Below are 19,401 nucleotides of genomic sequence, written 5' to 3' on the forward strand. Positions count from 1 at the left end.
TTAATTTTAATAATTGAAATCACTTTTAATGATTGATAAAGATGAATATAAACGATTTGAAAATATTTGAAGCGGTTGCAGAAACAGGCAGTTTTACAAAAGCGGCTTCCCGAATGTTTACGGTTCAGTCTAATGTAACAGCAAGAATAAAAAACCTTGAGGAAGAGTTTGATACCAAGTTGTTTTCACGTACTTCCAGAAAAGTAGAACTTACTTCGGAGGGAATGATACTGATGCAGTATTGTAAACAGATTCAGCACTTGGTGGAAGAAGCTAAATATAATATCCGAAGTGGAGAAAATGTAAGAGGATGTCTGAAAATTGGTTGTATTGAAACAACAATGGTCTTAAAAGCAACGGAGATCCTCAAAACTTTTGAAGAAAAATATCCTGAAATTGAGCTGGAATTTAAATCCGATACAAGAGATTCACTGATCGCAGGAGTATTAGATTATAGTTTGGATGCTGCATTTGTTTCTGCCCCTATTATTGCCAACGGACTGGAGAAAATTAATATTAAAGAAGAGCAGCTTGTTATTCTAACGTCTTCCAAAGGCCCTCAGTTGCAGACATTGCTTGAAAAATCACCTTTAAAAATTGTGGTATTTGATGATGGCTGTATTTTTAGAGAAAGATTTGAGTCCTGGTTGAGCCATAAAGGGGTTATGAATTACAAAAGTACCGTTCTGAATTCTTTTGAAGGGATCATCAATTTTGTAGAAGCAGGCTTGGGGATCAGTATATTGCCGGAAGAAATTGTTTCTAAATACTATGGGAGCCGAGAAATCAAAACTTATGGTTTAAATAAGCAATTGGGAACCATGAATACGGTTCTTATTTTTAGAAAAGAAGGACCACAATCAAGAGCTTTACAGTGTTTTATTGATATGCATTCGTAACTATAGTATCCTTTACATTAAAAATTGAAGTATGGCAAAAGCGATCGAAACACTTGAACAATTCTACCGAAACAAATATGGAATGTTATCTGAAGATTTCTCTCAAAATGAAGGACAATTTAATGTCTTTAAGATTGAAGACAGAATTTATTCAGGGATGACTTCACCTACCTTTATCCGAAGAGATTTCATAAGATCATGTGGTTTCAGGGGGATAATGTGTTTCATTATGGAGATCGGAGTATTCCTATAGCTGGAAATACATTGCTTTTCTTTCATCCGTATATACCTTATACTTACGAACCTTTAACTTCAGATTCCAAAGGTTATTTTTGTGTCTTTAAAGATGAATTTCTAAAAGATAATTTTCGTTCCAATCTATTTGAACTTCCACTATTTACAGCAGATGCATACCCTGTTTTTGCTTTAAAAGAGGAGGAAGCAACGGAGGTTAAGGCAATATTTGAAAAGATATCCAAAGAAATGAATTCAGATTTTCGTTATAAATATGATCTTATTAAAAATTATATCAGTGAATTAATTTACTTTGGATTGAAGTTACAGCCTATAAATTGTTCCTCCGAATCTTCCAATGCTGCTGCCAGAATTACTTCAGTATTCATGGAACTCTTAGAGCGGCAGTTTCCCATTGAGTCTACTGCACAACGTTTTGAGCTGCGCGCTCCCAAGGCTTTTGCTGATCGGTTGTCTATTCATGTTAATTATCTTAATAGAGCCATAAAAAAGCAAACAGGGCGAACGACTTCTGAGCATATTTTTGAACGGCTGATTTCAGAAGCCAAAATCCTTTTAAAATATACAGATTGGAACATTTCAGAGATTAGTCATGTCCTGGGGTTTGAAGATCAGGCTCATTTCAATAACTTTTTTAAGAAACAAACCAACACTAGTCCAACCCGGTTAAGATAGGTTTGAATTTGACAAGTATTGGTTTCTATATGACAAAATTCTGACGGTTAACTGAGATAATTTTGTATGAAAATAGAACTTATGAATCATACAAAAACCTGGTATATAACCGGAGCATCCAAAGGAATGGGACTTTCATTGGTGAAAAAATTACTGGAAAAAGGGCATAAAGTAGCCGCTACTTCAAGAACAATAGCCGCATTTGAAAAACTAAATGGCAGGGATGAAAATTTACTCCTTTTAGAAGTCGATTTAAAAGATGAAGAATCTATTGGAAGATCAATGGAAAGGACAATAGAAAAATTTGGCAAACTGGATGTGGTCGTCAACAATGCAGGTTACGGATTAGGAGGTGCAATTGAAGAGCTCAGTGCTGAAGAGATTGAAAACAACTTTCAGATCAATTTTTTTGCCGTAGTACGAGTTATTCAAAAAGCATTACCTTATTTAAGAAATCAGCGCTCAGGACATATTATTAATATTTCATCGATTGCAGGATTTGCTCCCGGGTTAGGATGGAGTATATATTCTGCAGCCAAGTTTGCTGTAACAGGTTTATCTGAAGCATTAGCTAATGATTTGAAACCGTTAGGAATTAACGTAACAGCAGTGCTTCCCGGATGGTTCCGTACTCATTTTGCCAAACAGGATTCCATTACTTTCAGCCAAAATCAGATGGAAGCGTATCAGTTTTTACGAACTGCCCATCAAAAGATGAATGAAATAGACGGGAAACAATTAGGAAATCCGGATCGGCTGGCAGATGTATTTACAGAATTAACCGATGCCGAGAATCCTCCTGCTTTGTTATTCTTGGGAAGTGATGCTTACCAAAGAGCTGAAAATAAAATGACTCAGATGGCGGATCAGCTCAAACAATGGGAATATCTATCTTTTTCAACAGACTTTAAAGATTAATTGTATCCTAAAGAGAGTGAAAATAAAACTAAGAAAGGAGCCAATTCCTTATTTTTTCGTAGTTTAATCCCTTAATATAAATCAATCACATTGTATATACTGTATGAAAAGGAATTTAATCAATCAGAATGGAGTCTCTGATAAGTTTTGGAATATTGAATATTGGGAAAACACACAAAAAATAGTGTTTGGAAAGACGGGAACAAAAGGACGTGAAACCATTAAAGAATTTACAAATGAAGAAGAGTGTATCAGTGAGTCTGAAAAGCTGATTGCACAAAAAATCAAAAAAGGATACACAGAAATTCTTGAAAATGATAAAATCCCACAGAAAATAGAACTTTCTGAAGCTGAAAAAGCAGATATTTATTTTTGGGAGGCCATCGAAAAATCCAATAAATATAAAAATGCCCATTGGAGTGAGTATGATGTGGATGAACATCTTGAAAATTTGACGACTTATCTTTCCAAATTCGGAAAAGAAAGGCTGATCCTTTTTGAAAGAACTCTTCAGGAAAAACTGAGTGAGCTGTATACTGCTGAAATTGCAGAACTTTCCATAATCCTTGAATCTGATTTCAAAGCTGAAAATGGAAATTATATTTTTGACGGATATCTCTCTGATGACGGATTTATTTATTTCCGTTGCTGGCTATTGTTGAAAGGCAGAGAGTTCTTTGAAGATATTAAAAAAGATATACAGGCATTTGTCAGTGGGAAATATAGCTTTAATATTGGCGATTGCTGGGCAGAAGGATTGTTGTATGTATCTGATGAGGCCTATTCTGAAAATCATGATAACGAAGACGAATCAGAAATAAGAGATACCGTTGATGAGCTTTATCCGGAGAACCATTATGACAGTATGGATCGTAAAATGAATCGTGAACCTAAAAATGGTGTTGAGCTTCAGAAAATGTATCCGAAATTGGTAAAAGAAATAGGCGAATTGAGAAGTACATAAATCAGTTTTGATAACCAATATAATTTAAACAACAAAAAGGCAGACATCTTAGATATCTGCCCTTTTTATAGAATAGCCACGGCAATTAGATGATAATCACGAAGAAAACAGATGATAAGAACGTTCAATATTGATAAATAGTGGTTACCTTTTTGTAATCCCTATTTTCATTTTAGTCTCTATTAGTAACTATTATGGTTTATTTTTGTAACCAAATAATATTTCAATAATGAATGCTAAAATTAAACGCACAATACTTCTGTTAATCTGTCTGTTATTCAGTAATCTTGGTTTTTCGCAAATTAAAGATGCTTATAAAATCAAAATAGGAAGTTCTGAAGTCTATTCTTTGCTAGATGGCACCATTGAAGTGGATGCTGAAAAGTTGTTCAACAATCATACACCAGGTAAACCTAGTCAGTTGTTGGCCGCTCAATTTATCCATAATCCGGTAGAGATTAGTATTAATGTTTTTCTTATAAAAGAAGACCACAAACTTATTTTGGTAGATGCAGGTTCTGGTGAATTATTGGGATCAACAGGTGGACACCTCATAGAAAGCCTTTCTTCAATAGGGATACAACCGGAAGCTATAACGGATATTTTACTGACTCACATTCATGCAGACCATTCCGGTGGGCTTATAATAGCGGGTAAAAAAAGCTTCAATAATGCTACCATTCATGTGAACAAAAAAGAACTGGATTTTTGGCTGAATGAAGCCAATGCTAAAAAAGCTTCAGAAGAACATATGGGCGCCAATCCTAAAACATTTGATAATGCAAAAAATATGTTGCTTCCTTACCTTAATGATCATCAGGTAAAAACATTTGAAGGAGAAAATACTGAAGTATTGCCTCATATTTATAGTTACGCCATCGGGGGACATACTCCCGGACATACCATTTATGTTTTAAAGGATACTGGTGAAGAAATTTTCTTTTGGGGAGATGTTGTACATGTAGCTGCTATTCAATTGTCTGCTCCTGATGTGTTGGATCATTTCGATGTAGATCATCATTCCTCCGAGGTGGCGAGAAAATCTTTTTTAAAACACGCTGCCGAAAAAAACTTACTGATTGCAGGTGCCCATATTTCTTTTCCGGGGTTGGGAAGATTAAAAAAAGAAGGCAAAAAATATAACTGGTATTCTGTACCCTATAGTATTTCAGGGAGGCATCAATAATGAATAAGGGTAAGAATATTATGGACTGAGTCTGTTTTTCATAATATATGGACAAGAAAGCAGATGAAAGCTCCTGAATATTCATCAATCCTGTAAATATTTTGCCTTTACTGTCGTTTTATGAGTGTTCATTATGCTGTTCCAGTTCCTGGTGTTTCTGGTTCCACAATGTGAGCTGATTAAGGATGGCCAAAAGTTCTATTCCCTTTTCGCTTAAAGAATATTCTACCCGTGGTGGCATTTCATTGAATTCTTCACGAATGACAATTTTGTCTTCAACGAGTTCTTTGAGCTGCTCTGTTAATACTTTTTTAGAGATAATTCCCATCAGGGCAAAGATCTGTCCGAACCTTTTTTTCTTTAAACCAATGGTGTAAATAATGATAGGCTTCCACTTGGTTCCAATGGTGGCCATTGTTCGGGTCATAGGGCAGTTATGGCATATGAAAATTTCGTTTTTCATGAAGTCTTTTATAATCTTAATCCGGATGAGAGTTCTGTCATACAAATTTAAACATTAATGAAGTTAACCATACTATTTTAATGACAGAGATATCGTTTTACTGAGATAAAAAGGAGCCTCCCAGAATAGGAAGGAGGTGAATTAAGCAATGAATAAATATTGAATTAAAAGATCAATGGGAGAACATAATGCGAAAAGCAGCAGTTTAAGAATTCATCTATATTAATCTTTCAAAGACCTCATTTCTGATATCACAGACATAGCTTCCTTTGGCATTTCCTTTCGTGTCATCTACCCTTTGTTGATAATAATGAATGGGGCATTGTAACAGGTAGTTTTGAAATCTTTTAAAATCAGTTTTCCATACACCGTGTAAAGGTTGTGCTATTATTTCAGTAGCTCCCATTCTAAATGTAATGGCAATCCAGTTTATCCAATAATAAATAATAAGGTCAGGATATTTGGTTTCATACCTTAATTTGTCTTTTTCATTAAATACAACAGCGTAGGTTGGATCTGTTTTGTATTTATTCTTGGCTTTGAAAAAAGGAGTAGACTGAAATTTAAGATCTCCAAGTTGCCCGGTTTTAGTATTAATAAGATCTGGTGCATAGGGATTTATTTTTTTCTCAGGGTTTATAGCTAGACTCAAGGAATCGCCATATAACCTGACAAATGCCTCTTCAATTTTTTCTCCATCTTTACACCAATGAGATTTGTCTTGAAGATTATGATGTTGTATTTTATGACCTTTAATGTCAAATAGTTCGTACATGATTAGTGTTTTTACAAAGATAGCCGTTTATTTTTATTGTAGTTTTTCGAGGTATCATTTGAAGAACGTAAGCTAATATGAATATTGGATAATCTTAAAAGACAAAACGTTTTAGAGAAAGTTAGTTTTTTTCATTACCTATTTCATGATTCATAATAAAAATATACTTTTGCAGGTAATAACATGCAATCATTATGGTGATCGTATTGTTCTCAAAAAAACTAAAAACTAAAATTGAAAACTAATTAAACCATGCAAGTAAATAAAATTACAGGGTATTTCTTTATACCCATTTATCATAACTCATTGTTTCCAACAATTTAAAACAACATTACCACCTCAGTATTTTCTAAAAGCCGCTGGCTTATTGATGTTTGGGGAAATTTTTATGTTGTATCAGTTATGATGTTATGCTATCTAATTAACAAAATACTTTCAAAATCAATGCGTATCCATTGATTAAAACTCTTATTCCGTAATCTTTGTGTTTTGCAAAAAAATGAATAGAAAGCGATAGGAGAACGATGTGAAAATCAAAAAAATATCATTTAATATATTAAACCAATTTTATACGATTATGACAAAAAAACTACTAATCATTGTCTTCGCAGGCTTATCGAGTACTATGGCTTTTGCAGCCGATTTGTATGTGAGAAACGGAGGAACAGGTGGAGCTTATTCTACCGTAAGTGCAGCTATAACTGCTGCTTCAGATGGTGATAGAATTATCATTCAACCTAAAATAAACGGATCAGCCTACGTAGAAAACATTACCATCAATAAATCGTTAACTTTTGTTTCCGAAACGAATTATAACAAATATTTTATTCAGGGAACGATTACGATCAATCCGGCTGCAGGAAGAGTAGTAACCATCAGTAATTTAAGCTCTGGCGACTATTCCATTTACAGCGTAGTGGCAAGTGGGCCTACTACCGGTGGAAGAACTACGATAAACCTTTACAATTGTTATTTAAATAAGGTAATTACCAATCAGGCCAATACGACTACCAATATTTCCGGTTCTAGTGTGTTGGGGGAAATTAGTTTTTCTCATGGCAGGGTTACAGCGAATAAAGCACAGTCTATTTATGCTAATTCTACAGCAACAGATACCAGTCTTGCAACCTCCGATATTGAAGTGTATGGCAATGCTGCAAGTTTTGGGGTATCACATTCACAATCAAATTATAATTTTAAGTTTTACAATAATTTTTGTCGTGGGGTTTTTGTGTATGCTATTAAAACAGGCAGTAACAACGAGATTATTAATAATACGATCTATGACCCTTATGGCGGTGATATCGCACCATTTTCCATCAACTTAAATAATGGAAACACTGGAAATATTTCTATTATGAATAATGCTGCTTCTTTTGTAGTAGGAGCAACCAATGTGTGTATTAGCAATAACAATAACGCAACAGTAACAGCGAGCTACAATGTATTTACAAATCCATTTGTGACACAGGGAGCGATGACTCAAAGCAATAATTCAGGAGGAGTTAATATGAATTTCAGTGAGACAGCATTCACTGTAACAGGGATGAATGTAAATGCAGGAAACCCTGATGTAAGCTATACCGATTTAGATTTAACAAGAAATGACGCAGGTCACTACGGTGGTTCAAACAGTTGGGCTAATTATTGGCCGGCAGACAATGGAGGTAGACCTCAGGTAAATTATATGTTAACTCCAAGAACAATCAGCAGTGGTACATTAAACATCAGCGGGTCTGGTTTTTCTAAATAATGACTAACGATATAACAATATGAAGAATTATATCTATAGTATCATTGCTCTGCTTATGGCAATGCTGTGCCCGGCACAGTTGTATGTAAGCCAAGCTGAATATTTCTGGGATAATGATCCGGGAGCTGGAAACGGTACTGCTGTTTTGGCTTCCGATGGGAGTTTCAACAGTGCTTTTGAACAATTGACTAAAACAGGAATTGCCACACCCGGTAATGGTTTACATAAACTCTCTATCCGTATTAAAGATAATACCGGAGCTTGGGGGCCTGTTTTTACGAATGTTATTAATGTTCAGCAAAATCAGACATCCACCATACTAGCCCTTTCTCAGGCTGAATATTTTTGGGATACCGATCCGGGAACCGGAAACGGAACTCCGGTATTGGCTGCTGATGGAAGTTTTGACAGTGCTTTCGAGCAACTAACCAAAACAGGAATTGCTACACCAGGTAATGGGTTACACAAATTATCTGTTCGTATCAAGGATAATGCGGGAGTTTGGGGGCCTGTTTTTACGAATGTTATTAATGTTCAGCAAAATCAGACATCCACCATACTAGCCCTTTCTCAGGCTGAATACTTCTGGGATACCGATCCGGGGACAGGAAATGGTACTCCGGTATTGGCGGCTGATGGGAACTTTGACAGTTCTTTTGAGCAACTGACTAAAACAGGAATTGCCTTGCCTGCTAATGGCTTGCATGTATTCAATATTCGTATTAAAGACAATACGGGTGTTTGGGGGCCTGTTTTTAAAAATGTGATTAATGTTGAAACTCCGGCTTCCTCAGGTTGTTGGGAAAGTCTTAGTGCAGGGCGTCAGCATTCGCTTGGAATAAAAGCAGATGGAACATTATGGGCATGGGGTAATAATCAGGTTGGACAACTTGGAGATGGTGCTACTCTTAACAGAAATGTTGCAGTTCAAATCGGAACCGCAACGAACTGGAAAAGTGTTAGTGCTGGCGAGCAGTATACAGTAGCTCTTAAGACAGATGGAACGCTATGGGCATGGGGCAGTAATTTTGATGGCCAGCTTGGAAATGGAACTAAAACTGACAGATATGCTCCAGTTCAGGTAGGAACTGCAAATAATTGGAAAAGTATTAGTGCTGGAAGCTTCCATATTTTAGCTCTTAAAACAGATGGAACACTTTGGGCTTGGGGAAGAAATCAGTATGGACAATTAGGTGACGGTACAAATACTGGAAAATTAGTGCCTACACAAATTGGAACAGCAACAAACTGGCGAAGTGCTGACGCAGGTGCACTGCATTCTCTCGCTATAAAAACGGATGGAACAATTTGGAGTTGGGGCTATAATGGAAGTGGGCAATTAGGCTATGGAAACAGTGCATATACGTATATTCCAACGCAAATCGGAACTACAAATGATTGGAAAACTATAAGTGCCGGAAGTTTCTACTCTACTGCACTTAAAACAAATGGAACGCTATGGACTTGGGGTAGTAATCTTTCTGGAGAGTTAGGAGATGGAACGACTGCTAATAAAAATACTCCAAAACAAATAGGGACGGAAACCAATTGGTTAAATATAAATGCTGGCTCCAGTACTACTTTTGCAACCAAAACAGATGGAACACTTTGGATATGGGGTAGCCCTTTCCATACACAGACTGGTGGTATAGATAATACATTACCTAGACAAGTGAATTCCTCGTCGGATAATATGCAGATGGCTGTGGGCGAATCTCATATTCTTGTAAAAGCGCTTGATGGTTCTTTAAAAGTCTATGGTTCTAATATATATGGTCAATTAGGTAATGGCACGGATGGTCTGAATAATGGTACGGGTACGTTTATTTCCATTGAGTGCCCTTCAAATTGTGCTCCTCAAACACAACTTTTAGCAAACAATATCACCGCTACAACCGCTACTCTTAACTGGACAACATCAACACCAGCTTCTAATGGGTATATGTATCTTACAGCACAAGCCCACTTGTTGGCGGTATTGATGGGAAAACTTATTCTAACAAAGTTGACTTAACGAATTTACTGTCAAATACCACTTATTACTGGTGGGTAGCAACCGATTGTAAAACCAGTCAGGGGAGTTGGATGCCGGGAGGATCTTTTAAAACACTTCCAACAACTGAAACAGGATGTTGGCAAAGTGTAAGTGGAGGATATAGTCATTCAGTAGGAATTAAAAAAGATGGAACATTATGGGCCTGGGGACGTAATGAATACGGGCAACTTGGGATTGGATATGTTGACTCTCAAAGCACCCCAAAACAAATTGGAACTGCAAATAGTTGGAAAAAAGCAAGTGCAGGGCATTATCATAGTGCTGCCATTAAAGCAGATGGAACATTGTGGACATGGGGTGGAAATAATTATGGTCAATTAGGCAGTGGAGTAGGATTTATGCAAGTTACCCCAATGCAAATAGGAGCAGCAACAGACTGGGTAGATGTTGCTTCTGGAGATTCTTACGTTATAGCTTTAAATCAAATGGAACACTTTGGGCATGGGGACGTAATGATTATGGTCAATTAGGAGATGGTACCATGATAGATAAAAATGTACCAATCCAAATTGGATCTGCAAATAATTGGAAAATGGTTGCCCCTGGTATCGAGCATACTCTTGCTATAAAAACAGATGGAACACTATGGGCCTGGGGTAATAATTATTATGGGCAGTTAGGAGATGGAAGTACAACAAAAAGAATGTCTCCTATTCAGGTAGGAACCGCTTCGAACTGGAAAAGTATTGGTGTGGGCAATGCGCATTCACAAGGAATAAAAACAAATGGCACACTATGGACTTGGGGCTTCTCAGGAGCACTAGGAGATGGTACTAATACTGATAGAGTTACTCCAGCTCAAATCGGAACAGCAACAAATTGGCAGAGTGTTGGCGGCGGCTGGTATAATTGTACAGGGCTCAAAACAGATGGTACACTATGGGCCTGGGGACTTAATTTCTATGGAGAGCTGGGAGATGGAACTCAAATCTCTAATAGTACTCCCGTACAAATAGGAACCGCTGCTGATAAACAAAGTATTGCAGTAGGTACTAAACGTATTTTTGCTATCGATACCAATGGATTCTTATCGGGTTGTGGTGACAATTCTTACGGTGGGATAGGAGATGGTACTTATTTTTTCAGGAAAATTTTTGTACCTGTTGCTTGTCCTACAAGCAGTCTAGCCGTTGCAGAAGTTGCAACAAAAGCAGATCAGCTGAAAGTGTATCCGAATCCGGTACAGGATATTTTAACGGTTTCACTTGATCAAAAGATTCTTTTGGTAACGGTTTACAATGCTGCAGGTCAGTTGATCCTTACCAAAGCAATCAATGATACAAAAGGAAAAATTGATTTCACTGCTTTATCATCAGGAGTGTATCTGGTGAAAGTAACTGCAGCGAATGATTTTGCTAAAACAGTAAAAGTGATCAAACGATAAAGATTACATTTTAATATACTATCTAAGATTTATCTTTGACATTTTCAATAGAGCGCCACTTAGCAATAAGTGGCGCTATTTTTAAATATATTACTGAGTATAAATTATGCTTTACTGGCTATTTGATGATCCGTAATAAAAATATACTTTTGCACCCAACAACATACAATCATCATAATGGAATGTTGTTTGAGCTTAAAATTTAAAAACAAAACCTGAAAATTAATTAAATCATAAAAATGGATGAACTACATTATATTGATCTTTATTCATCCACTACAACTCATTGTTTCAACAATGTAAAGACACGAATAAGTATTCAGAATTCTTTTAAAGCCAGAAATTATATCAAACTCATTTGATTCTGAAAGAATGCTCAGAATAACTTATTTTATGGAGGTCAGAAACCATTTAAACGAAGCGGAACCGAAAAGCTAGATGAGTAGGAAAATAAGAAGAAAATTAAAATATGAGGAAAATACTTTTATTATTTGTATTCATTAGTTTACATTCTTTTGCTCAATGTTGGCAAAGTCTTAGCGCAGGAAGTGATCATTCGGTAGGACTCAAATCAGACGGAACATTATGGGCTTGGGGTGGTAATTCTAATGGACAGCTTGGAGATGGAACCATCATTTCAACAAATGTACCTACCCGAATAGGAACAGGCAATAATTGGAAGGAAATTGAGGCAGGAAGTAGATATACAATAGCCCTAAAAACAGATGGTACACTATGGGTTTGGGGATATAATTACAACGGGCAATTGGGGGATGGAACTCTAACTGATAAATGGATCCCAACTCAAGTAGGAACAGCAACGAATTGGAAGAGTATTAGTACCGGTAGCCTTCACACTTTAGCACTCAAAACAGATGGATCGCTTTGGGGCTGGGGAACCAATGTGTATGGAGAAATAGGAGATGGTACAACCATTAATAAGAATGTACCTACTCAAATAGGAACAGAAACAGACTGGCAAAGTATTGCAACAGGGGGACTGCATAGTCTTGCCCTCAAAACAAATGGAACGCTTTGGGCTTGGGGATATAATGCGAAGGGGCAATTAGGGGAAGGATCTACAGGAACAAAACTTAGCCCAATCCAAGTCGGAATAGGGACTAATTGGAAAATTATCAAGGCTGGAAACTCTCATTCTTTAGGAATTAAAACAGATGGAACGCTTTGGGCTTGGGGCGAGAATAGCCAATCACAATTAGGGGATGGTACTGCCGTTAATAGAATTACGCCAAAACAGATCGGAACAGAAACGAATTGGCTTAATGTAGCTACTAGAGGATTATTTACATTGGCGAATAAAACAGACGGTACTCTTTGGTCATGGGGTGACAATACCTCGGGGCAGCTGGGTAACGGGACAAGTGGAACAACCAATGTTGCATTACCTGTACAAGTAGGATCCTCTTCAGACAATATGTCTATTTCTACCGGATTTAATCATGTTCTTATTAAACCATGGATGGCTTATTAAAAGTTGGTGGACGAAATGATGTTGGGCAGTTAGGGGATGGTACACATGATCAAAAAAATACACTTACCGCAGTTGTTTGTCCTTCAAGTTGTCCTCCTCCGATGCAGCTTTCAGCAAACAATATTACTTCGGGAACAGCTACTCTTAATTGGGCAAGTCCAACACCAGTACCCGCCGGGGGATATCTATATTTCTATAGTACTTATCCGTTTGTGGGTGGGTTGTCTGGAACAACTCTTTCCGCATCAGCTAATTTGACAAACTTATTATCTAACACCCCTTATTATTGGTGGGTAGCTGCTCATTGTGGCTCCAGCCAGGGGAATTGGATATCAGGAGGCTCCTTCACCACACTCCCTCCAACTACAATAGGCTGTTGGGAAAGTGTAAGCACAGGGATGTATCACTCAGTAGGACTCAAAACAGACGGCTCATTATGGGCTTGGGGATATAATTATGATGGCCAATTGGGAGATGGAACTACAATTTCAAAAAATATCCCGATACGAATAGGAACCGATAATAATTGGCTGAAAATAGCAGCCGGTTCTTTACATTCACTGGGACTCAAAACAGATGGAACACTCTGGAGCTGGGGATATAATTCAAATGGAGAACTAGGTGATGGAACGACAACCAATAAAATGACTCCAGCCCAAATCGGGACAGATACAGACTGGGTAAGTATTGCTGCTGGGGATTTTTACACAGTTGCTTTAAAATCAAATGGAACGCTTTGGGCGTGGGGGCTTAATGCTCATGGGCAATTAGGAGACGGAACAAATATTGGCAAAACTGTACCTGTACAAATCGGAACAGCAAATAATTGGAAAACGATCACACCCGCTTCAAGACATACTCTTGCTATTAAAACAGATGGAACGCTTTGGACATGGGGTTATAATGTATATGGGCAACTAGGTGATGGAAGTACAAGTAATAAAAATACACCTACGCAAATAGGAACGGGTACGAATTGGGAAAATGTTGCGGGAGGATTTCATCATTCGATAGGTCTCAAAACAGATGGAACGCTTTGGGCCTGGGGTGATAATTCCAGTGGACAACTGGGTGACGGAACTCAAACGGGTAAATTGATTCCAACACAGATTGGGACAGCAACAGATTGGAAGAGTATCAGTGCAGATAAATTTAGCTCTTCTGGAGGAATAAAAACGAATGGCACTTTTTGGGGCTGGGGAAATAATCGTAATGGCCAATTAGGAGATGGTACAAATGACGACAGATTTGTTCCTACTCAAATTGGAACAGCTACCGATACCAAAAGTATTTCCATAAATATGTATAATAGATTTGTGATCAACAACAATGGATTTTTATCAAGTTGTGGTAGTAATGACAGAGGACAACTAGGAGATGGTACTAATATTCCAAAAATAATTTTTACACCCGTTTCTTGTCCTGTAAGTACTTTAGCGGTTGCCGAAGTCTCAACAAAGCTGGATCAGCTGAAAGTGTATCCAAATCCGGTACAGGATATTTTAACGGTTTCACTTGACCAAAAGATTTTTATGGTAACGGTTTATAATACTGTTGGACAGGTGATCCTTACAAAAGCTATTAATGATACTAAAGGAACAATTGATCTCTCTGTTTTAACAGCCGGAGTATATCTGGTGAAAGTAAGTGCAGCGAATGATTTTGCTAAAACAGTAAAAGTGATCAAACGATAAACAGTAAAAATTTATTTGAATACTAAGATTTCTTTACATTTTGAAATCTTTCAATAGAGCGCCACTTAGCAGTAAGTGGCGCTCTTATTTAATGTATACTTGACTCTATTTGAAAAGAGATAATCATATTAATTCTTCATCAACTATTTGATGATCCATAATAAAAATATATTTTTGCAGTCAATAACATATAATCATTACATTGATTTGTTATTTTCTATGAAAAACTAAAAACAAAACCTGAAAACTAATTAAACCATGAAAATGAGTAAAACTACACTGTGTTTATTTCTGCCGATACATCCCAAGTTATTGTTTTCGGTAATTTAAATAACATACATCCTCAAGATTTCTTTAGAGTTTAATCGTATTTTATCAATAGGACTAATTGGAATTTTTTAAATCAAATGAAAAAATATCCGAATAGAACTGTATTTCACTATTGATTTGATACATGAAAAATATTTATAACCTGTGCTCGAGGATGTCAACCCCAACGTATTTAATTTAATATTATACCAATCAATTTTACACTATTATGACAAAAAAACTACTAATCATGGCCTTTACAGGCTTATCAAGTACTATGGCTTTTGCAGCTGATCTTTATGTTCGAAACGGCGGAACTGGTGGAGCATTTTCTACTATAAGTGCAGCTATTACTGCAGCTTCTGATGGAGATCGTATTATTATTCAACCTAAAGTAAATGGAGATCCGTATGTAGAAAACTTGATCATCAACAAGTCATTGACCTTGGTTTCCGAAACCAATTATAGCAAATATATTGTTCAGGGGAATGTTACAATCAATCCGGCAGCGGGAAGAATAGTGACTATAAGTAATTTGAGTACCTGGTTTTCCGGCAGCTATAGCGTAGAGGCAAACGGGGCAACCACTGGAGGAAGAACGACTATTAATCTTTTGAACTGTAATCTCGGTTATGTTCTGACCAATACTGCCAATACTACTACCAACATTTCCGGATGTATAGCTACCGGATCTATTATTTTCTCTCACGGAAGGGCTACTGCTAATAAAGCTCAGTATATGAGTGTCCATTCTCTTGTGCCAGATACTTCCATGGCTACATCTAATGTGGAAGTATATGGTAATATAGTTAGTGATGTATTGTCATACACACAAACGAGTTACAATTTTAGATTCTATAATAATTTTTGTGCCCATGTAGCTATTCAAGCTATTAAAACGGATAGTTTCAACGAAATTATTAATAATACCGTTTATAATCCAACCCCTAGTGATGTTGCTCCATTTTACATAAGTTCAAATAATAATGGAAATGCAGGAACTGTTCTTATTATGAACAATGCCGCTTCTTTTGCAGTAGGCCAAACCAATGCCTGTATTCAAAATCAAAGCAATAATGCGAATGTAATAGCTACTTACAATGTATTTACCAATGCGTTTGTTACCCAGGGTAATGTCACCCAAAACAACAATTCAGGTACCGTGAATATGAATTTCAACAATACAACTTATACATTGACGGGGATGAATGAAAATGCAGGAGATCCTGATGTAAAATACACCGATTTAGACTTAACCCGAAACGATGCCGGGCACTATGGTGGTTCTAACAGCTGGGCAAATTACTGGCCAGCCAATGTAGGCAATAGACCTCAGGTAAACTATCTGGTAACTCCAAGAACAATCAGCAGTGGTACGTTAAGCATCAGCGGATCTGGTTTTTCTAAATAATTTATAATCATACATATACAATGAATAAATATATCTATAGTATAATCGCTTTGTTTATGGCAACATGGTGCTGGGCACAGTTGTACGTAAGCCAGGCAGAATATTTCTGGGATAATGATCCGGGAGCCGGAAACGGTACCGCTGTTTTGGCTTCCGATGGGAGTTTCAACAGTGCTTTTGAACAGCTTACGAAAACAGGGGTTGCCACACCAGGCAATGGCTTACACAAGCTTTCTGTTCGTATCAAAGATAACACAGGAACTTGGGGGCCTGTTTTTACAAATGTTATTAATGTTCAGCAAAACACACCATCCAATATCATCTATATTTCTCAGGCAGAGTATTTCTGGGATACCGATCCGGGAGCCGGAAACGGTACAGCAGTATTAGCAGCAGATGGAAATTTCGACAGTACGTATGAGCAGCTTACTAAAACCGGAATTGCTTTACCATCTACTGGTTTACATGTTTTTAATATTCGTATTAAAGACAATACCGGAGATTGGGGGCCTGCTTTTAAAAATGTTATTAATGTAGAGACTCCAATACCTACAGGCTGCTGGCAAAGTTTGAGTGCAGGAGGTGAACATTCTGTAGGAATAAAAAGCGATGGAACACTATGGGCTTGGGGTAGTAATCAGTATGGACAATTGGGAGATGGAACTTCAATTTCAACAAATGTTCCCGTTCAAATAGGAACTGCCAATAATTGGCTGAAAGTAGCTGCTGGAGGTTCTTATACCTTAGCGATCAAAGCAGATGGAACTTTATGGGCATGGGGTAAAAATGAGTATAGCCAATTAGGGGATGGAACTAAAATGAATAGATTTACTCCAACTCAAATAGGGACAGGAACAAACTGGCAAAGTATTAGTGCTGGAGTGTATTCTTCAATTGCGATCAAAACAGATGGCACCCTGTGGGGCTGGGGACAGAATTATTACGGGCAATTGGGAGATGGCACCATCTCAAATAAAACTGTACCTACACAAATAGGAACAGCAACGAATTGGCAAAGCGTACAAACAGGTTTATCACATACTCTTGCCATTAAAACAAATGGCACGCTTTGGGGATGGGGATATAATACTACTGGCCAGCTGGGTGATGGAACTACAATTGGCAAATATATACCCACACAAATTGGTGCAGATACGAATTGGCAAAGTATAGATGTTGGGAGTATGCACTCTGTAGCACTTAAAACAGACGGTACCCTTTGGGCATGGGGTTATAATGATTCTGGACAGGTAGGTGATGGCACCAATGTTTATAAAGATACTCCTACACAAATCGGAACCGCGTCCAACTGGCAAAATATATCTGCTGGAGGTAATTTTACTTTTGCAAATAAAACAGATGGTACTCTTTGGAGTTGGGGATCAGCTGCATATGGAGTCTTAGGACAAAGTTCAGGATCTAAATCACCTGCACAAGTAGGTTCTTTATCAGCAAGTAAATTGATTGCTGCAGGAACTTTCCATATTCTTGAGACAAATACAAGTGGTGCTTTGAGAGTTTGTGGGCGAAATGCTTCGGGAGAATTAGGAGACGGAACAATTGCTCATAAAAGTACCTTTACTTCTATTGAGTGTCCTTCAAACTGTGCTCCTCCAACACAATTTTCAACAACCAACATTACTTCTTCAGCGGCTACTATTAACTGGGTAGGATCAACGCCAGCTCCCAATGGAGGGTATTTGTATTTTTATAGTACGAATCCAATTGTTGGCGGTATAGATGGATCCACTACTTCTTCTTCGACGGCCAATTTATCTAATTTATTACCTAATACCACTTATTATTGGTGGGTGGCATCTCATTGCGGATCCAATAAAGGGAGTTGGGTATCCGGAGGATCCTTTACCACACTTCCTGCAACCTCTACAGGATGCTGGAAAACAGTGATAGCAGGAGATATTCATTCAGTAGGGATCAAGACAGATGGAACATTATGGACTTGGGGAGGTAACAATTCTGGACAACTAGGAGATGGAACCAGAACCGATAGAGCTACTCCAAACCAAATTGGTGCAGACAAAGACTGGGCAATTATTGGTAGTGGAGAAAACACAACATTCGCCATAAAATCAAACGGAACTCTTTGGGCTTGGGGAACAAATTCAGAGGGGCAATTTGGTGATGGTACTAAAATTAGTAAAATTGTTCCAACACAGGTAGGAACAGCAACAGACTGGGTGAGTGTTACAGGTGGTTTTGTTCATACAGTAGCTTTAAAGTCTAACGGTACCCTTTGGGCTTGGGGGAATAATAGTGATGGCCAGCTGGGAGATGGAACTACCGTTCCAAAAATAATACCAACACAAGTTGGAACAGACAATAACTGGCAGAGTGTTGTCACTGGGCAGTATCATAATATTGCAATCAAACAGATGGAACATTGTGGACTTGGGGACTTAATGATAAAAGCCAGCTGGGAGATGGAACTATAACAAATAGAAATACTCCGGTACAAATAGGTACTGCAACCGATTGGAAAAGTGCTGGCGGAGGATGGCGTCATACTGTTGCATTAAAAACAAATGGAACATTATGGGCATGGGGACTGAATGATAGTGGACAATTGGGAGATGGAACTACTACCAGTAGAAACACTCCAATCCAAATAGGAACGGCTACTGATTGGAGAACTGTTACTGCAGACAGATCCGAATCCTCAGCGGGAATTAAAACAAATGGTACCTTCTGGGCATGGGGTGGTAATTATTATGGACAATTAGGAGATGGAACTAAAGTTGATAAATGGAGCCCAACTCAAATAGGAACAGCTACTGACAGAAAGATCATTTCAGCAAAGAGACTTAATCGACTTATTTTAAGTAATGATGGGCTTTTATCAGCCTGTGGCGCCAATTTCTTTGGCCAGCTAGGAGATGGTACATTGATTGACAGAAAGATTTTTATACCTGTTGCTTGTCCTCCATCTTGTAACCCTCCAGGCCAATTGCAGTCTTCTAATATCACATCTACAACAGCTACCCTTAGCTGGACGGATGCAGATCCTATTCCTAGTGGCGGCTATTCATACCTTTATAGTACCAACCCAGTTGTTGGGGGAATAGGGGGAAATACATCTAATACGACAGCCAATCTGACCAATTTAATGCCTAATACCACTTACTATTGGTGGGTGTCATCTAGTTGTG

At 37.7% G+C, this 19,401-nt stretch carries 16 protein-coding genes and 1 pseudogene; 15 read left to right on the top strand and 2 right to left on the bottom strand.

The genetic code is table 11. The annotated features are described in order from the left end of the window. The first annotated feature begins 41 nt into the window (after positions 1-41). The 6 genes from QWZ06_RS08735 to QWZ06_RS08760 all read left to right on the top strand — a co-directional run bounded on the left by QWZ06_RS08735 (position 42) and on the right by QWZ06_RS08760 (position 4,897). A complete protein-coding gene (locus QWZ06_RS08735) occupies positions 42-899 on the top strand; it encodes a LysR family transcriptional regulator (protein WP_290297269.1) in 858 nt (285 codons plus the stop codon). A gap of 31 nt (positions 900-930) precedes the next feature. Then, complete coding sequence (locus QWZ06_RS08740) at positions 931-1,152, top strand: hypothetical protein (RefSeq protein ID WP_290297270.1); 222 nt, start codon at positions 931-933, stop codon at positions 1,150-1,152. Beyond that, the gene (locus tag QWZ06_RS08745) at positions 1,098-1,829 is read left to right on the top strand and encodes a helix-turn-helix domain-containing protein (protein ID WP_290297272.1); all 732 of its coding nucleotides are present in this window, start codon (positions 1,098-1,100) and stop codon (positions 1,827-1,829) included. The genes QWZ06_RS08740 and QWZ06_RS08745 overlap by 55 nt, the downstream gene beginning before the upstream one ends. 66 nt (positions 1,830-1,895) lie before the next feature. After that, positions 1,896-2,747, top strand: coding sequence for an SDR family oxidoreductase (locus QWZ06_RS08750; RefSeq protein WP_290297274.1), 852 nt, complete (start codon positions 1,896-1,898; stop codon positions 2,745-2,747). Between the two features lie 103 nt (positions 2,748-2,850). Next, positions 2,851-3,711, top strand: a complete 861-nt coding sequence (locus QWZ06_RS08755) for a DUF4240 domain-containing protein (protein ID WP_290297276.1) — start codon at positions 2,851-2,853, stop codon at positions 3,709-3,711. 229 nt (positions 3,712-3,940) lie between these two features. Beyond that, entirely contained in the window at positions 3,941-4,897 is a 957-nt protein-coding gene (locus tag QWZ06_RS08760) for an MBL fold metallo-hydrolase (protein ID WP_290297282.1), read from the top strand. Between the two features lie 118 nt (positions 4,898-5,015). Here the strand turns inward: QWZ06_RS08760 and QWZ06_RS08765 are convergent, their stop codons facing one another. Beyond that, positions 5,016-5,360, bottom strand: a complete 345-nt coding sequence (locus QWZ06_RS08765) for a winged helix-turn-helix transcriptional regulator (protein WP_290297284.1) — start codon at positions 5,358-5,360, stop codon at positions 5,016-5,018. 217 nt (positions 5,361-5,577) lie between these two features. Further along, positions 5,578-6,135 (bottom strand): hypothetical protein, encoded by a 558-nt coding sequence (locus QWZ06_RS08770; protein ID WP_290297285.1) that lies wholly within the window; start codon positions 6,133-6,135, stop codon positions 5,578-5,580. A 577-nt stretch (positions 6,136-6,712) separates the two neighbouring features. On the opposite strand from QWZ06_RS08770, the gene QWZ06_RS08775 reads away from it, so the two are divergent. From QWZ06_RS08775 to QWZ06_RS28155, 9 genes and pseudogenes are all read left to right on the top strand, one after another. Further along, positions 6,713-7,888, top strand: coding sequence for an autotransporter outer membrane beta-barrel domain-containing protein (locus tag QWZ06_RS08775; RefSeq protein WP_290297286.1), 1,176 nt, complete (start codon positions 6,713-6,715; stop codon positions 7,886-7,888). A 19-nt stretch (positions 7,889-7,907) separates the two neighbouring features. Beyond that, positions 7,908-9,902, top strand: coding sequence for an RCC1 domain-containing protein (locus QWZ06_RS08780; protein WP_290297288.1), 1,995 nt, complete (start codon positions 7,908-7,910; stop codon positions 9,900-9,902). A 71-nt stretch (positions 9,903-9,973) separates the two neighbouring features. Beyond that, positions 9,974-10,414: an RCC1 domain-containing protein gene (locus QWZ06_RS08785; protein ID WP_290297290.1), complete on the top strand. Its 441-nt coding sequence runs from the start codon at positions 9,974-9,976 to the stop codon at positions 10,412-10,414. Positions 10,415-10,425: 11 nt separating this feature from the next. Further along, a complete protein-coding gene (locus QWZ06_RS08790) occupies positions 10,426-11,328 on the top strand; it encodes a T9SS type A sorting domain-containing protein (protein ID WP_290297291.1) in 903 nt (300 codons plus the stop codon). A gap of 469 nt (positions 11,329-11,797) precedes the next feature. Next, positions 11,798-12,820, top strand: coding sequence for an RCC1 domain-containing protein (locus QWZ06_RS08795; RefSeq protein WP_290297293.1), 1,023 nt, complete (start codon positions 11,798-11,800; stop codon positions 12,818-12,820). Beyond that, entirely contained in the window at positions 12,805-14,514 is a 1,710-nt protein-coding gene (locus tag QWZ06_RS08800) for a T9SS type A sorting domain-containing protein (RefSeq protein WP_290297294.1), read from the top strand. The genes QWZ06_RS08795 and QWZ06_RS08800 overlap by 16 nt, the downstream gene beginning before the upstream one ends. Positions 14,515-15,052: 538 nt before the next feature. Further along, positions 15,053-16,234, top strand: a complete 1,182-nt coding sequence (locus QWZ06_RS08805) for a hypothetical protein (protein WP_290297295.1) — start codon at positions 15,053-15,055, stop codon at positions 16,232-16,234. Positions 16,235-16,254: 20 nt separating this feature from the next. Continuing rightward, positions 16,255-18,687 (top strand): RCC1 domain-containing protein, encoded by a 2,433-nt coding sequence (locus QWZ06_RS08810; RefSeq protein ID WP_290297296.1) that lies wholly within the window; start codon positions 16,255-16,257, stop codon positions 18,685-18,687. Beyond that, positions 18,636-19,394: pseudogene (locus QWZ06_RS28155) on the top strand (fibronectin type III domain-containing protein); the annotation flags it as partial. The gene QWZ06_RS08810 and the pseudogene QWZ06_RS28155, both read left to right, overlap by 52 nt. Positions 19,395-19,401 lie beyond the last annotated feature (7 nt).

The sequence above is a fragment of the Chryseobacterium tructae genome (assembly GCF_030409875.1).
Lineage (GTDB): Bacteria > Bacteroidota > Bacteroidia > Flavobacteriales > Weeksellaceae > Chryseobacterium > Chryseobacterium tructae.

What these genes read in the sequence shown, in the direction of transcription:
- QWZ06_RS08745 (WP_290297272.1), top strand. Translation starts at nt 1,098, where the DNA reads ATGTGGTTTCAGGGGGATAATGTGTTTCATTATGGAGATCGGAGTATT.
- QWZ06_RS08800 (WP_290297294.1), top strand. Translation starts at nt 12,805, where the DNA reads ATGGATGGCTTATTAAAAGTTGGTGGACGAAATGATGTTGGGCAGTTA.
- QWZ06_RS08790 (WP_290297291.1), top strand. Translation starts at nt 10,426, where the DNA reads ATGATAGATAAAAATGTACCAATCCAAATTGGATCTGCAAATAATTGG.
- QWZ06_RS08795 (WP_290297293.1), top strand. Translation starts at nt 11,798, where the DNA reads ATGAGGAAAATACTTTTATTATTTGTATTCATTAGTTTACATTCTTTT.
- QWZ06_RS08780 (WP_290297288.1), top strand. Translation starts at nt 7,908, where the DNA reads ATGAAGAATTATATCTATAGTATCATTGCTCTGCTTATGGCAATGCTG.
- QWZ06_RS08760 (WP_290297282.1), top strand. Translation starts at nt 3,941, where the DNA reads ATGAATGCTAAAATTAAACGCACAATACTTCTGTTAATCTGTCTGTTA.
- QWZ06_RS08740 (WP_290297270.1), top strand. Translation starts at nt 931, where the DNA reads ATGGCAAAAGCGATCGAAACACTTGAACAATTCTACCGAAACAAATAT.
- QWZ06_RS08765 (WP_290297284.1), bottom strand. Translation starts at nt 5,360, where the DNA reads ATGAAAAACGAAATTTTCATATGCCATAACTGCCCTATGACCCGAACA.
- QWZ06_RS08775 (WP_290297286.1), top strand. Translation starts at nt 6,713, where the DNA reads ATGACAAAAAAACTACTAATCATTGTCTTCGCAGGCTTATCGAGTACT.
- QWZ06_RS08805 (WP_290297295.1), top strand. Translation starts at nt 15,053, where the DNA reads ATGACAAAAAAACTACTAATCATGGCCTTTACAGGCTTATCAAGTACT.
- QWZ06_RS08770 (WP_290297285.1), bottom strand. Translation starts at nt 6,135, where the DNA reads ATGTACGAACTATTTGACATTAAAGGTCATAAAATACAACATCATAAT.
- QWZ06_RS08750 (WP_290297274.1), top strand. Translation starts at nt 1,896, where the DNA reads ATGAAAATAGAACTTATGAATCATACAAAAACCTGGTATATAACCGGA.
- QWZ06_RS08810 (WP_290297296.1), top strand. Translation starts at nt 16,255, where the DNA reads ATGAATAAATATATCTATAGTATAATCGCTTTGTTTATGGCAACATGG.
- QWZ06_RS08735 (WP_290297269.1), top strand. Translation starts at nt 42, where the DNA reads ATGAATATAAACGATTTGAAAATATTTGAAGCGGTTGCAGAAACAGGC.
- QWZ06_RS08785 (WP_290297290.1), top strand. Translation starts at nt 9,974, where the DNA reads ATGCCGGGAGGATCTTTTAAAACACTTCCAACAACTGAAACAGGATGT.
- QWZ06_RS08755 (WP_290297276.1), top strand. Translation starts at nt 2,851, where the DNA reads ATGAAAAGGAATTTAATCAATCAGAATGGAGTCTCTGATAAGTTTTGG.